The sequence below is a fragment of the Stutzerimonas chloritidismutans genome (assembly GCF_020783375.1).
GTDB lineage: Bacteria > Pseudomonadota > Gammaproteobacteria > Pseudomonadales > Pseudomonadaceae > Stutzerimonas > Stutzerimonas kunmingensis.
The window spans coordinates 116,839-130,809 of sequence record NZ_CP086067.1 but is presented as its reverse complement, the minus strand read 5'-3'; the positions used below and the strand labels follow the sequence as shown (position 1 = coordinate 130,809).

The 13,971-nt window shown below is 63.0% G+C and carries 12 protein-coding genes; all 12 read left to right on the top strand.

What is annotated here, in order from left to right:
• Positions 1 to 3 precede the first annotated feature (3 nt).
• From tssE to LLJ08_RS00595, 12 genes are read left to right on the top strand one after another with little or no spacing between them, the layout of a single operon-like run.
• Positions 4 to 411: a type VI secretion system baseplate subunit TssE gene (tssE, locus tag LLJ08_RS00650; protein ID WP_003303358.1), complete on the top strand. Its 408-nt coding sequence runs from the start codon at positions 4 to 6 to the stop codon at positions 409 to 411.
• 11 nt (positions 412 to 422) lie between these two features.
• On the top strand, positions 423 to 1,868 hold the full coding sequence (locus LLJ08_RS00645; protein WP_179485399.1) for a PAAR domain-containing protein: 1,446 nt from the start codon (positions 423 to 425) through the stop codon (positions 1,866 to 1,868).
• Positions 1,861 to 2,247 (top strand): hypothetical protein, encoded by a 387-nt coding sequence (locus tag LLJ08_RS00640; protein WP_179485398.1) that lies wholly within the window; start codon positions 1,861 to 1,863, stop codon positions 2,245 to 2,247. The genes LLJ08_RS00645 and LLJ08_RS00640 overlap by 8 nt, the downstream gene beginning before the upstream one ends.
• A 56-nt stretch (positions 2,248 to 2,303) precedes the next feature.
• Positions 2,304 to 2,939 carry a DUF2931 family protein gene (locus tag LLJ08_RS00635; RefSeq protein ID WP_179486367.1) on the top strand — a complete coding sequence of 212 codons (636 nt, stop codon included), beginning with the start codon at positions 2,304 to 2,306 and terminating at the stop codon, positions 2,937 to 2,939.
• Entirely contained in the window at positions 2,926 to 3,291 is a 366-nt protein-coding gene (locus tag LLJ08_RS00630; protein ID WP_179485397.1) for a hypothetical protein, read from the top strand. The genes LLJ08_RS00635 and LLJ08_RS00630 overlap by 14 nt, the downstream gene beginning before the upstream one ends.
• Before the next feature lie 51 nt (positions 3,292 to 3,342).
• Entirely contained in the window at positions 3,343 to 5,133 is a 1,791-nt protein-coding gene (gene tssF, locus LLJ08_RS00625) for a type VI secretion system baseplate subunit TssF (protein WP_228207960.1), read from the top strand.
• The gene (tssG, locus tag LLJ08_RS00620; protein ID WP_228207959.1) at positions 5,097 to 6,104 is read left to right on the top strand and encodes a type VI secretion system baseplate subunit TssG; all 1,008 of its coding nucleotides are present in this window, start codon (positions 5,097 to 5,099) and stop codon (positions 6,102 to 6,104) included. Before tssF ends, tssG begins: the two co-directional genes overlap by 37 nt.
• Before the next feature lie 11 nt (positions 6,105 to 6,115).
• Positions 6,116 to 8,707, top strand: coding sequence for a type VI secretion system ATPase TssH (gene tssH / locus LLJ08_RS00615; protein WP_256445895.1), 2,592 nt, complete (start codon positions 6,116 to 6,118; stop codon positions 8,705 to 8,707).
• Positions 8,708 to 8,717: 10 nt separating this feature from the next.
• Entirely contained in the window at positions 8,718 to 10,226 is a 1,509-nt protein-coding gene (locus tag LLJ08_RS00610) for a sigma-54 interaction domain-containing protein (RefSeq protein ID WP_221103649.1), read from the top strand.
• A gap of 15 nt (positions 10,227 to 10,241) precedes the next feature.
• The gene (locus tag LLJ08_RS00605; RefSeq protein WP_228207956.1) at positions 10,242 to 12,377 is read left to right on the top strand and encodes a type VI secretion system Vgr family protein; all 2,136 of its coding nucleotides are present in this window, start codon (positions 10,242 to 10,244) and stop codon (positions 12,375 to 12,377) included.
• The gene (locus LLJ08_RS00600) at positions 12,374 to 13,213 is read left to right on the top strand and encodes a DUF4123 domain-containing protein (protein WP_125940576.1); all 840 of its coding nucleotides are present in this window, start codon (positions 12,374 to 12,376) and stop codon (positions 13,211 to 13,213) included. The genes LLJ08_RS00605 and LLJ08_RS00600 overlap by 4 nt, the downstream gene beginning before the upstream one ends.
• A 10-nt stretch (positions 13,214 to 13,223) precedes the next feature.
• Positions 13,224 to 13,967, top strand: coding sequence for a hypothetical protein (locus tag LLJ08_RS00595; RefSeq protein ID WP_045666204.1), 744 nt, complete (start codon positions 13,224 to 13,226; stop codon positions 13,965 to 13,967).
• Positions 13,968 to 13,971 lie beyond the last annotated feature (4 nt).

Sequence of the window (13,971 nt, the reverse complement as noted above, 5' to 3'; positions counted from 1 at the left end):
CACTTGAACGGATACGGCAGCCTCTTCGAACGCCTCGGCGGTGACGCCGCGCGGCGTTCCGGCTGGAGCCGCGAAGTCGCGGCGATGGCCTCGGTGGCTGCCCATCTGGCGAAGATGCTCAGCACCCGAGCGGGCAGCGTGCAGACGCTGCCCGACTACGGGTTGCCCGATCTCAACGATATGCGCCTGTCGCTGCACGACTCGCTGCAGCAGGCGCGTATCGCCATCGAACGTTTCATCGAAGCGTACGAACCCAGGCTGACCCAGGTGCGCGTGCTGTCGCTGCCGCGCACCCACGATCCACTGACCCTCGCCTTCACCATCGAAGGCCTGCTGGAAGTGGATGGCCTCAAGCGCCAGGTCAGCTTTTCCGCCAGCCTGGACGGCAGCGGACAGGTCAAGGTCCAGTAAGGAGACAACGGATGTCCGGCAAACCCGCAGCCCGCCTCGGCGACCCTACCGCCTGCCCGAAGACGGGCCACGGCACCAACCCCATCGCCGCCGGCTCACCCGACGTGCTGTTCGACGGCCTGCCGGCCGTGCGCCAAGGCGACGCCTCCGCCTGCGGCGGTGCGATGGCCAGCGCAGTGATTCCCAATGTGCTGATCGATGGCAAGCCGGCTGCGGTGGTGGGCAGCGTAGGCAGCCATGGAAATGTGGTGGTTGCAGGGTCGGGGACGGTGATTATTGGGACGAGTGGGGGTGGAATGCCGGTCAGTCCGGTTTCTTCGCTTTCCATCGCCGCAACCGCCGCAGCCACTCTCGTCAATGCCCTTGTTCCTGCTGCGCAAGCCTCAGAACAATCGGTGCTGAACTACAGCATCCGGCTTATGCATGGAGGCAACCGAGTGCTGACGCCCCTTATGATTTCAGACTTTGCAGAATTGCCTTCGGCCACCACGAAAAACCGGGAAACCATCGACTTCCTAGTACAGAACCGCAGTCAGAAGGCTGACAGTTTGGCTCTCGAAGTTTTCGATAGGGGAACGTTGGTATATAGCGAAACGGATACCTCTCGATTACTACCCGCAGGCGAGCACCTCTGGCAGTGGGACGGCTATGACCTGAACGGCATACTCGATACGCGTGTGCTCAAGAGTGAGCAGCTAGTAGTACAGCTGACAGCCCGCATCGGTGGCGAAGAGCAGGTGACAGCGTTACGCCTGATCAACTCTGCCGAGGAAGCCACCTGGGTCGATGCACGTGTTAGTCGCAACGGGAATACGGTAGAGCTCACTGTCCGTCCGAGTTTTTCAAACGGCGGGATCAAGGGCCGTAATGAACAACTGACGGCCAGAACTTTCGAGGAACTCAAAGCTTTAGCGAAAAGCGGTATTGAACGCTACTGGTCGCGTGATGGGAGTCGTGGCGCCATTGGAGCGGCCGTCCAAACTGACAAGGGTGTCTTCCGAGTCAAGGTGTCGGCGCGGGTAAACGAAAAGCCTAGCGCCAAAGACTTCCCCTTGATTGCGTCGATTAGTGATGATTTCGGACGTTCCACCAGCTTTGCGATGTTCAAGAAGATCTACCACAACCAAGGCTGGTGGGCCGCGGCCAACTATCCGGTCGATTTCGCTGACCAGGAGTTCGAGCATACCGCGGCACATGAGCTGGGCCACCTCATCCTGAACGAGTACGGGGATGGCGGGCTGATTCCTGAGTATTCGTGGAGTCACAAGTCGACCTCCACAGTCCTGACCCAGAAGCCTTTGGACAACAACCCGGTCCCTGCCGGAGGGGAAATAGACCTTATGCACTACCACTCTGATGGTCCACGCAACATGCTGGACTATTGGGCGCGCACCGTAGCTTCGGAGAACGATGTAAAGGGGCTGCTCTGGTTAGCAAGGGTGAAATTCAATGCTTAAGCGAAGCCTACTGCTCTGCTCATTCTTTATCGCCGGCTGCAGTGCGCAACCGAAAACCGCTTTCGTAGCCAACTTCGAAAACACATGCGTCTATCCCGTCGAAATATCCGTTCACGAATATTCGAATGGCAAGGAACCCTTTAGCCCGGGTCAAAAACTCGATTCAGGCGAATCCATCGAAGTTCTGTCCCAAGTCACTTTCAGCGATAGCCTCGAGCAGAGTGTTCCGCCTGGGTACCGTTTGGACATCGTCGCTCAAGGCAAGTCGATCGTGCTCGATAAAGCGCGTTTTCTAGCGCAGTTAGCGCAGTCGCCAATCGAGCGTAAAGCCCGCGGCATAACGATTTGGCGGGTCCGTGACATGGCGCTATGCCCATGACTTCAAATGCTGAGGCGACCAACAGCGTGCCGCTTGAATGCTATGACCAAAGCGAGCTGAAAAAAATTTTCCTCGCTTGCGTGCTCGGTCTGCTCAGCGGCTGCGCTGCCAGCCAAGCCCAACCTAAGCTGCCGTTTGACGCGTGGTACGCCGGCACTTTCGCGCCGGACCATATGGACGTATGGGTAGAAAGCGTGGACGTGATCGACCTCCGCGGTCTCGCATACGAAAGAGTCAACGGCGGAGTGCCATCCTATGCCAGCACGATCGCGGGCTGGCCTTCGCATCCGGCCGGAACCGCCGGGAAGGGCCTACGTGGCATCGACCTACCGGAGATCATTTTTGTGCGCTGGCAATCACTAGTCGAACCGCAGACCTATAACGTGCGCATCAATGTTCCCGAATGGGTGCGTGAGGAGATGCTCAAGCCTCAGGCTCCTTACTGCCGTGGCGAGAAAAGAGTCGTCGAAGGGATGTATCGCAGGGTTATAACCATCGGCGTGGCCCCTGGAGGCATCGCCAAGGCCTGGGTAGGCGGACCCTGCCTGCAATCCATCGAAATAGGTCGCTTCGAAGCGGCCATCAGCAAGGTCGGGCCGTACGGCGGGAAATCCAACGGAGAACATCGTCCGCTTTCCGACAAAGCCAAGGCCTATATCGAGCAACACGGGGTGCCCTATGGGTCATGGTAGATCCTCCTCGCCCTACACCCGCCTGGCACTCGCCGCCCTCGCGCTGACATTGGCCGCCTGCACCAACACTTCCATGCCGCCACCGCGCGAACTGGCCGGGCGCTACGAACTGGTCGGCGTGATGGAAATGGGCTCACAGCTGCTGCTCCATGAACAGGGCACGTTCGAGGCGGTGCTTTACTACGGCAGCCTCGACATCCAAGGTCGAGGGCGCTGGGCAATGGTGGACGGGCAGATCGAGTTGCGCGAACGCGGGCCGAGGGCCTTTTTCGACAAGATGAGACTTGTGCCAAGCGGCAACTGCCTGCTCGTGGACATGGACACCACCACGGGATGCTACCGCCGACGCTAGGTGCAATCTGCACAGCGCCGGACACGAAACGACAAGGATGAATCGTTAGACATGTCTTTCAACCATTACTACCAGAGCGAACTCACCGCCCTGCGCCAGCTGGGCAAGCGCTTCGCCGAGCGCAGCCCGGCGCTCGCGCCGTTCCTCGGGCAGGCCGGGCGCGATCCGGATGTCGAGCGGCTGCTCGAAGGCTTCGCTTTTCTCACCGGGCGGCTGCGGCAGAAGCTCGATGACGAGCTGCCGGAACTGACCCACTCGCTGATGCATCTGCTATGGCCGAACTACATGCGTCCGCTGCCAGCCTTCAGCATGCTGCAGTTCGATCCGCTGAAACGCCCCGGCCCAGCGCTGACGGTGCCGCGCAATACGCCGGTGGAATCCAATCCAGTGCAGGGCGTCAGTTGCTGCTTTCGTACCGCCTACGCCACCGAGGTGCTGCCGCTGGCGTTGCAGGCGCTGGAGTATTCGGTCAAAGGCACCGGTGCGCTGCTCAGCCTGCGCCTGCAGATGAGCGCCGATGGCCATCTCGGCGAGATCGGTCTCAACCATCTGCGCCTGCACCTGGCCGGCGAGCCCTATATCAGCCAGCTGCTCTACCTGAGCCTGTTGCGGCATCTGGGCGGCATCGAGCTGGTGCCGCTGGACGCGCAGGGTCATCCGCTGGCCGGTCCGGATGGCCGACCGCTGACGCCCTTGCAGCTCAACGCCAAGCAGGTCGAACCGGTGGGATTCGCCGAGGATGAGGCGCTGATCCCCTACCCGCTCAATACATTCCGCGGCTATCGCTACCTGCAGGAATATTTCGCCTTCCCGGACAAATTTCTCTTCGTCGACCTCAAGGGTCTGGAGGTCATCCAGCGCATCCCCGAGGATTTGCTCAAGCAGGCCCGCGGCCTGGAGCTGCGCTTCGACATTCACAAGGCCGGCGTGCAGCGCATACGTCCGACGCTGGACAACGTGCGCCTGTACTGCACACCGGTGGTCAACCTGTTCCCGCACGATGCCATCCCGATCCGCCTGGACGGCAAGCAGGACCAGTACCTGCTGCTGCCAGCAGAGTATGACTCGCAGCAGTGCGGCGTGTTCTCGGTGGACCGGGTGACCGGCTGGAAACCCGGCGGCATGGGCTACGAAGAATACGTGCCGTTCGAATCCTTCGAGCACGACGCCAGCTTCGATGTGCCGGTGGCGCGCCCGCACTACAGCGTGCGCCAGCAACCTTCGCTGCTCGGAGAAGGGCAGGAAACCTGGCTCAGCTTCGGCCTGCGCAACCTCGACCAGCACGAGACGCTGTCCATCGAGCTGACCTGTACCAACCAGAACCTGCCGCGCCAGCTGAAGCTCGGCGACATCTGCAAGCCCTGCGAAGACACGCCGGAATTCCTCAGCTTCCGCAACATCTCGGCGGTCACCCCGAGCTACGCGCCGCCGCTGCAGCGTGACTATCTGTGGAAGCTGATCAGCAACATGTCGCTGAACTACCTGTCGCTGGCCAACGTCGAGGCGCTCAAGGTGATCCTCGAGACTTACGACCTGCCGCGCTATTACGACAAGCACGCCGAGAACGTCAGCCGGCGGCGCCTCGGCGGCCTGACTCACATCGCCCACCAGCACGTCGATCGCCTTCATCGCGGGCTGCCGGTGCGCGGCGTACGTACCGAACTGACCATGAACCAGGACGGCTTCATCGGTGAGGGCGATCTGTTCCTCTTCGCCTCGGTGCTCAACGAATTCTTCGCCCTCTACGCCAGCCTCAACTCGTATCACGAGCTGCGCGTGCAGAGCACACAGGGAGAGGTGTACCAATGGACGCCGCGCATGGGTCAGCAAACGCTGCTCTGAAATCGCTCAACCGCGGCATTCGCGAGTACAGCCTGTTCCAGGGCGTGCTGCTGGTGCTCGATCGCCTGCGCCAGCTCAACCCTGGCCTGGACGAAGAGTCGCTCTACGAGCGCCTGGAGTTCCAGGCCAACCCGAGCCTGGGCTTTCCCGGCAGCGATATCGAGCAGGTGCAGTTCTTCCAGGAGCATGGCGAGTGGCGCGCGCGCCTGCGCATCAACCTGGTCAGCCTGTTCGGCGCCGGCTCGCCGCTACCAGCCTTCTACGGTGAACAGGCACTTGGCGACAGCGAGGACGGCAACCCGACCCGCGACTTTCTCGACCTGTTCAACAATCGCCTGCAGCGCCTGCTGCTGCCGATCTGGCAGAAATATCGCTACCGCGCCCGCTTCACCAGCGGCGCCCATGACCCCTTCTCGGAGCAGCTGTTCGCCCTGGTCGGGCTCAGCGGCGAGGCCATCCGCAACGCGCCAGAGCTGAACTGGAAGCGCCTGCTGCCCTATCTCGGCCTGCTCAGCCTGCGCGCGCACTCGGCGGCATTGATCGAATCGGTGCTGCGCTACTACTTCAAGCACGCCGAGCTGAACATCGAACAATGCCTGGAGCGCCAGGTGGAAATCCTCGGCGAACAACGCAACCGCCTCGGCCAGGCCAACAGCCAGCTGGGCGAGAGCCTGGTGCTCGGCGAGCGGGTCCGCGACCGCGGCGGCAAGTTCCGCATCCATATCCGCCAGCTGGACTGGAATCGCTTCCACGAATTCTTGCCCATCGGCAGCGGCTACCAGCCGCTCTGTGCGCTGGTGCGCTTCACCCTGCGCGATCCGCTGGATTACGACCTGCGCCTGGAGCTTCGCCCAGACGAGATCCGTGAACTACGCATCGGCGCCGCCAACAACTGCCGCCTCGGCTGGACCAGCTGGCTCGGGCGTGAACGCGCCGACGGCCTGGTCACTCTGGGCAGCAAAACTCATTAAGGAAGATGAAAATGATCAATGTCGACTTGCAACAGCTGGTACTAGCACTAGACGCCGAAACCAAACGCGACTTGGAAGGCGCCGCCGAACGCTGCGTGGTACGTGGCGGCAGCAAGATTCTCGTCGAGGATCTGCTGCTCGGCCTGCTTGAGCGTCCCGATGGATTGCTCAAGCGAGCCTTGCTGGATGCCGAAGTGGATGCCGGCGCACTGGCGCAGGCGCTGCAACCGCGAGGTGAGCACAGCGAGTCGCGCAACCCGGTGTTTTCCACCGAACTGGTGCAATGGCTGCAGGATGCCCTGCTGGTGGCCAGCCTGGAACTCGGCCAGAGCCAGATCGACCAGGCCGCGCTGATTCTCGCGCTGCTGCGCAATCCGCTGCGCTATGCCGGCAGCCACTACCAGCCATTGCTGGCCAGGCTGGATGCCGAGCGCCTGCGCGACTTCGCCCCAAGCCAGCAGCCGCAGGCCGCGAACGCCAAGCCGGCAGCCAGTGGCGAATCCAACCTGGCGCGCTTTACCCACAATTTCACCCAGCAGGCCCGCGACGGCAAGCTCGACCCGGTGCTCTGCCGCGACTCGGCGATCCGCCAGATGATCGACATCCTTGCCCGGCGGCGGAAGAACAATCCGATCGTGGTTGGCGAGGCCGGAGTCGGCAAGACCGCCATCGTCGAGGGCCTGGCGCTGCGCATCGCCGCTGGCGAAGTGCCTGCGGCACTCAAGGGCGTCGAGCTGCTCTGCCTGGATCTCGGCCTGCTGCAGGCCGGCGCCAGCGTGAAAGGCGAGTTCGAGCGCCGTCTGCAGGGCGTGATCGACGAGGTGAAAGGCTCGCCGAAGCCGATCATCCTGTTCATCGACGAGGCGCACACGCTGATCGGCGCCGGTGGCCAGGCTGGCAGCGGCGATGCGGCCAACCTGCTCAAGCCGGCCCTGGCACGCGGCGAGCTGCGCACCATCGCGGCGACGACCTGGAGCGAGTACAAGAAATATTTCGAGAAGGACCCGGCGCTGGCCCGGCGCTTCCAGCCGGTGCAACTGCACGAGCCGAGCGTTCCGGAAGCCGTCACCATCCTGCGCGGGTTGGCGCCGGTCTATGAAAAGAGCCACGGCATTTACCTGCGCGACGATGCGGTCACGGCCGCCGCCGAACTGTCGGCACGCTACCTGGCCGGCCGGCAGCTGCCCGACAAGGCCGTCGATGTGCTGGATACCGCCTGCGCGCGGGTGCGCATCAGCCTCGCCGCCGCGCCCGAGGCGCTGGAATGTCTGCGTGGCGAAATCGCCGAAGGCGAGCGCCAGCGTGAAGCCATGCGCCGCGATCTGGCCGCCGGCCTGCCGGTCGACACGGCTGCCCTGGAGCGACTGGAGCAACGCCTGATCGCGGCGGGGGACGAGATCGAGCTGCTCGAATCTCGCTGGTCCAAGCAGCGCCAGCTCGCCGAGTGCCTGCTCGAGCTGCGCAAGCGCACGGCCGAAGCCCGCGGCGCTGCGATCGAGGACGACGTGGCCACATCGCTCGATGAGCTGGAGGCCGAGCTGCGCGCCGTGCAGGCCGAACTCGCCGCAGCCCAGGCCGAGCAGCGACTGGTCAGCCATGAGGTCTGTCCGCGCCTGGTGGCCGAGGTGATCAGCCACTGGACCGGTGTGCCGCTGGCGCAGCTGGCCCGGGAGCACAACGCCCAGGTCGCCAACTTCGCCGCCGAGCTGCGCGCCCGGGTGCGCGGTCAGGAACAGGCCGTGGAAGCGCTGGATCGTGCCATGCGCGCGGCAGCGGCCGGGTTGAACAAGCCCGACGCTCCGGTGGGCGTGTTCCTGCTGGTCGGCCCCAGCGGCGTCGGCAAGACCGAGACCGCCCTCGCTCTGGCCGACCTGCTGTACGGCGGCGAACGCTTCCTCACCGTGATCAACATGTCCGAATTCCAGGAGAAACACAGCGTTTCCCGCCTGATCGGCGCACCTCCGGGTTATGTCGGCTACGGCGAAGGCGGCATGCTCACCGAAGCCGTGCGGCAGAAACCCTACTCGGTGATCCTGCTCGACGAGGTGGAGAAGGCCGACCCGGATGTGATGAACGTCTTCTACCAGATCTTCGACAAGGGCGTGGCGAATGACGGCGAGGGCCGCGAGATCAACTTCCGCAACACCCTGATCCTGATGACCAGCAACCTTGCCAGCGAGCGCATCGCCGGTTTCTGCAGCGCCGGGCAGCGGCCGGCGGCCGAGGATCTGGAACTGGCCATCCGTCCGCAGCTGTCGCAGCACTTCAAGCCGGCCCTGCTCGGGCGCATGCGCGTGGTGCCCTATTACCCGATCGCCGGCGAAGTGCTCGACGAGCTGGTTGCGCTCAAGCTGGCACGCTTCGGTGAGCGCCTGCAGCGTCGCCAGCTACAGTTCAGCCATTGCCCGGCACTGGTCACGCACCTTTCCGAGCGCTGCGACGACAGCGACAGCGGTGCACGCCTGATCGACCATCTGATCGAGCAGCACCTGCAACCGCTGGTGGTGGACCGCCTGCTCGATGCCATGGCCAGTGGCGAGCCGCTGCAGCGGGTGCATGCCACGCTGGATGGCGACGGCGCGCTGGTCTGTGAGTTCGCCTGAGATGTCCGCAATGTTCAATCAGGTGCCACAGCCGCTGCGCTATGCCGAGGCCCTGCTGGGCCGCTTCGCCGAACTGGCGCGCGCGGCGAACGCCGACAGCCTGCTCGGTGGGCTGGTGGAAACCGCGGCGCAGCTGAGCGATTGCCAGCTCAGCCAGCTTTATCTGCTAGACGCCACCCATACGCGCCTGACGCTCTCGGCCGAGTGGCACAACGGCCTGCTGCAGCCACGCGAAGCCACCAGTCTGCCGAGCGATTATGACGGTGAGCAGCTGCTGCAGTATTGTCTGTGCCAGAACCAGACCCTTTGCCTCAGCGAACTGGATAGCAGCCTGCATGCTTCGGGTTTCCTGCCGGATAGCCCGAAACCGTGGCGTAGCCTGCTCTGCCTGCCGCTGCAGGACGAGCAACAGCGCGTCGCCGGCCTGCTGCTCACGGCCAGTACCGAGTCGCGCGAGCTGCACGGTTTCAGCGGCTCGCTGGCCCAACTCGGTGCCTTCGGCCTCGCCCAGCTGCATCTGCTCCAACGCCTGCGCGCGCCCGGCAGCACCACGCCACCTGCCGCGCCAGTCAGCCCCTGCGCCAGCGGTTACGGCCTGATCGGCGACAGCCCGCGCATGCGCGCGGTCTATCAGCTGATCGGCAAGGTGCTGCACAGCCCGGTCAACGTGCTGCTCACGGGAGAAACCGGCACCGGCAAGGAACTGGTGGCGCGCGCCATCCATGACTGCGGTTTCCGCCGTAGCAAGCCCTTCATCGTGCAGAACTGCGCTTCGCTGCCTGAGCAGCTCTTGGAAAGCGAACTGTTCGGCTACCGCAAGGGCGCTTTCACCGGCGCCGACCGCGACCGCAGCGGCCTGCTCGATGCGGCGAACGGCGGCACGCTATTCCTCGACGAGATCGGTGACATGCCGCTGCTGCTCCAAGCCAAGCTGTTGCGCGTGCTGCAGGAAGGCGAAGTGCGCCCGCTGGGCTCCACCGAGACCCACAAGGTTGACGTGCGCGTCGTTGCCGCCACCCACCGTGACCTGCGCAGCCAGGTGGAGAACGGCCTGTTTCGCGAGGATCTTTTCTACCGCCTCTCGCACTTCCCCATCGAACTGCCGCCGCTGCGCGAGCGCGACGAGGACATCCTGCGCCTGGCCCGGCATTTCGCCGACAAGGCCTGCGCCTTCCTGCAGCGCGATCTGTGTCGCTGGTCCGACGCCGCGCTCGAACGTCTGGCAGGCTATGCCTTCCCCGGCAACGTGCGGGAATTGAAGGGGCTGGTGGAGCGCGCGGTGCTGCTTTGCGAAGGCGGTGAACTGCTGCCGGAGCACTTCAATCTGCATGTGGAGGCGAGCCTGGACAGCAGCCTGAACCTGCGCGAACGCATGGAGCGGGTCGAACGCAGCCTGCTCATGGATTGCCTGCGCAAGAACGGCGGCAACCAGAGCCAGGCCGCCCGCGAACTCGGCCTGCCGCGGCGTACGCTGCTGTATCGCATGGAACGGCTGAATATCAGCCCGGCCGATCTCTAAGGAAGGAAAGACGCCATGTTCAACCCCGCCAACCAGGCCCACTTCACGCTTTCCCTCGAAGGCATCGAGCACGACTTCAAGGTGCTCGAGCTCCAAGGCCGCGAGGCCATCAGCCAGCCCTATCGCTTCGACCTGGAACTGGTCAGCGAGCGCCCCGATCTGGATCTGGAAAGCCTGCTGCATCGCCCGGCCTTCCTCGCCTTCGCGCCGGATGGCAGCGGTATTCATGGGCTGGTGCATCAGGCCGCCCAGGGTGAGTCCGGCCAGCGCCTGACCCGCTATCGACTGACGCTCGTGCCGCAGCTGGCCTACCTCGCCCATCGCACCAACCAGCGCATCTTCCAGCACCTCAGCGTGCCGCAGATCGTCGCCCAGGTGCTCGAGGAGCATGGCATCCAGGCCGATGCCTACCGCTTCCAGCTCGGCCCGGTGATTTACCCGCCGCGCGAATATTGCGTGCAGTACGACGAAACCGACCTGCACTTCATCCAGCGCCTGTGCGAGGAAGAGGGCATTCACTATCACTTCCAGCACAGCGCGGCCGGTCATGCCCTGGTCTTCGGCGATGACCAGACCGTCTTCCCCAGGCTCGCTGCCACCGCCTATCAGCAGGACAGCGGCCTGGTCGCCGACCAGCCGGTGATCAAGCGCTTCGGCCTTCGTCTGGAAACCCGCACCAGCCGCGTCACGCGCCGCGATTACGATTTCGAGAAGCCACGTCTGACTATGGAGGCCGCGTTTCATAGCGACTTCCAGCCCGACCTTGAAGACTACGATTACCCCGGCCGCTTCACCGAGCGCGCCCGCGGCAAGCACCTGTCGCAGCGCGCCCTGGAGCGCCACCGCCACGACTACGAACTGGCCGAAGGCGAAAGCGACCAGCCGCAACTGGTGAGCGGGCACTTCCTCCCGCTCGGCGAACACCCCCGCAGCGACTGGAACCAGCTCTGGCTGCTGATCGAAGTACTGCATGAAGGTAAGCAGCCACAGGTGTTGGAGGAGTCCATTACCAATGTCCCAGCTCACCACGGACTGGCTCCCTCTCCCCTATGGGGAGAGGGCCGGGGTGAGGGGGCTCTTGCCAGCTCCCACTTCCATCAGGGCTACCGCAACCACTTCACCGCCACCCCCTGGGACATCCCCTTTCGCCCGGCTCTGAAGCATCCGAAGCCGAAGGTGCTCGGCAGCCAGACCGCCGTGGTCACCGGTCCCGCCGGCGAAGAAATCCACTGCGATGAATACGGCCGCGTGCGCGTCCAGTTCCACTGGGACCGCGAAGGCCAGGCCGACGACAAGACCAGCTGCTGGCTGCGCGTCTCCTCCAGCTGGGCCGGCGACCGCTATGGCGGCATCGCCATCCCGCGCGTTGGCATGGAAGTGCTGGTGACCTTCCTCGAAGGCGACCCCGATCAGCCGCTGGTGACCGGTTGCCTCTACCACAAGGAACACCAGGTTCCCTACGACCTGCCGGCGAACAAGACCCGCACGGTGTTCAAGACCCTCAGCTCACCAGGCGGTGGCGGCTACAACGAACTGCGCATCGAAGACCGCAAGGGCGCCGAACAGATCTACCTCCACGCCCAGCGCGACTGGGACGAGAACATCGAGCACGACCAGAAAATCCGCGTCGGCCACGAGCGCCACGACACCGTGGAGGCCAACAGCTACAGCGAGTTCCGCGCCGAAGAGCACCGCACCACCCACGCCGACCGCAAAACCGAAATCCGCGCCAACGACCACCTCACCGTGGGCAATACCCAGCACCTGAAGATCGGCACTGGGCAATTCATCGAGGCGGGCAATGAAATCCACTACTACGCCGGCAGCAAGGTCGTCATCGACGCCGGCATGGAACTCACCGCCTCCGGCGGAGGCAGCTTCCTCAAACTCGACCCCAGCGGCGTGACGCTGAGCGGTGCGACGATCCGGATGAATTCGGGTGGCTCGGCTGGCACCGGTTCAGGCGTGAACGTCATCTCTCCCCGGATTCCTTGGGCAGCCGACCAAGACAAAGCCGGCGCCAAGCCCAAGCTCGCGCTGGCCAATACCCAACTGCAGCTGGCGCGCCAGGCCCGGCAAATTGCCGCCAGCCGTTGCCCGATCTGCGAAGCGTGCCGGGCGGGGATGTGTGAAGTGGGAGGCGGCCGATGAACGACAGGGTCGAACACTGGCTCAGCGAGCAACAAGCCCAAGGCCGACCGCTGCTGCTCGTTATCGACAGCCTTGCAGAACCGACTCCGCTGCCTAGCCTGTTCTCAACGGATCTGGTGCACAGCTACGCCAATATCTATCAGGGTACCGAGGTCGACGAGATGGCCGACGCCGCTCCTTGGCTGATATTGCTGAACGAGCTGAATTTCACGCAGCTACGTTCGCTGACCGATGCACCGGAGCAGAACTGGGGCTGGCTCGCCAGCGTCGACCACGCCGACATGGCTGCGCTCACTCAGCACTGGCAAGCTCGCATCTTTGCCGACGAACAAGGGCAGCGTTCGCTTTATCGTTTCCAAGACAACCGCATCATCGCGCGTCACCTCGGCGAACTGGACGCGTCACAACGTCCTCTGCTGCTTGGCCCAATGACCAGCGCGCTCTGCTGGGATGGTCAGGACTGGCAATGGTTCGATAACGAGCTGCCAGGGGAGTACCGCGAGCCCTTCGAAAAACCTTGGTTGTCCATCCCAGAGCCAGAGCAGGTACAACGTGCCGTGGCACACCACAACCTTGAGTTGTGGCTATGGCAGACCCATACGCAGGCGACCACTCGGCTCGCCGAAACCCAGGTGGTGAGTGACTGGCTGGACCATCAACTCGACAAAGCGAAGGAATGGCACTGGCACGGCGAGCCGCAACTGCACTTTCTGCTCCGCTACCAGCTCGACCCCGAACTAGCCAATCACCCGGCCTGGCCACCGACCGCGAGGGAAACACCGGAAGCCCACTATTCGCGAGTCAGTTCAACACTGGCTTCAAGCCTTTCCGCATGAGATCGAACAGATGACTGCTCACACCTTTTTCCATAGCCGCTTCCTGCTTGCTCGCGCATGGCCTGCGCTGCTGGGCCTACTGCTCAGCGGTTGCAGCACGCTTGGCTCGGTCGGCGCCGACACCTTCACATTGCAAGGCGAGCTACCTGCCGATTTCGCACTGAAGGCCCAAGCTCATTACGGCGGGTCCGAGAGTTGTAGTGGCCGCGGTCATGTGAAGACTTTCAAAGAAGATTACGAAAAGGTGTTGCATGGGTATAAGTTCGAGATTCCTGTTAGTTATCAAGATGGCCTTTGTGATCTGCAACTGGTTAGGGTCAAATTATTCATCCAGGCCCGTTACGGAGAAAAGGATTGGCAACAAACTTACGATAACGGCGAACTGCTGGTAGTTGCGAAACCGACTACCGAGGATGACAACAATCTACCTGGCCGCCCTGAACCGATACGCTCTGAGTGCTCATGGTTATTCCAAGAAAGCAGGCTAAACCTAGAAATATCAAAAATACTTAGTTGCAAGGGAGCAGGAGCTCGACTAAACAGAAAACAGCTATCCCAGCAGACCGTCATGTTGACCTTTACGGTAAGTCCTAGAGAAAAACCTTATCGGGATAATACTTGGATAGAATTTCCCGAAGGGTGGAGGCCGTGCCTACCTAAGGAGGGCTGGCAGCAGTGCCAAGATCCCCCAGTGTTTAAGACATACAGAAACAACAACAAAGAGTGCACCATTTATCCAAATTGCACGGAATAACCAA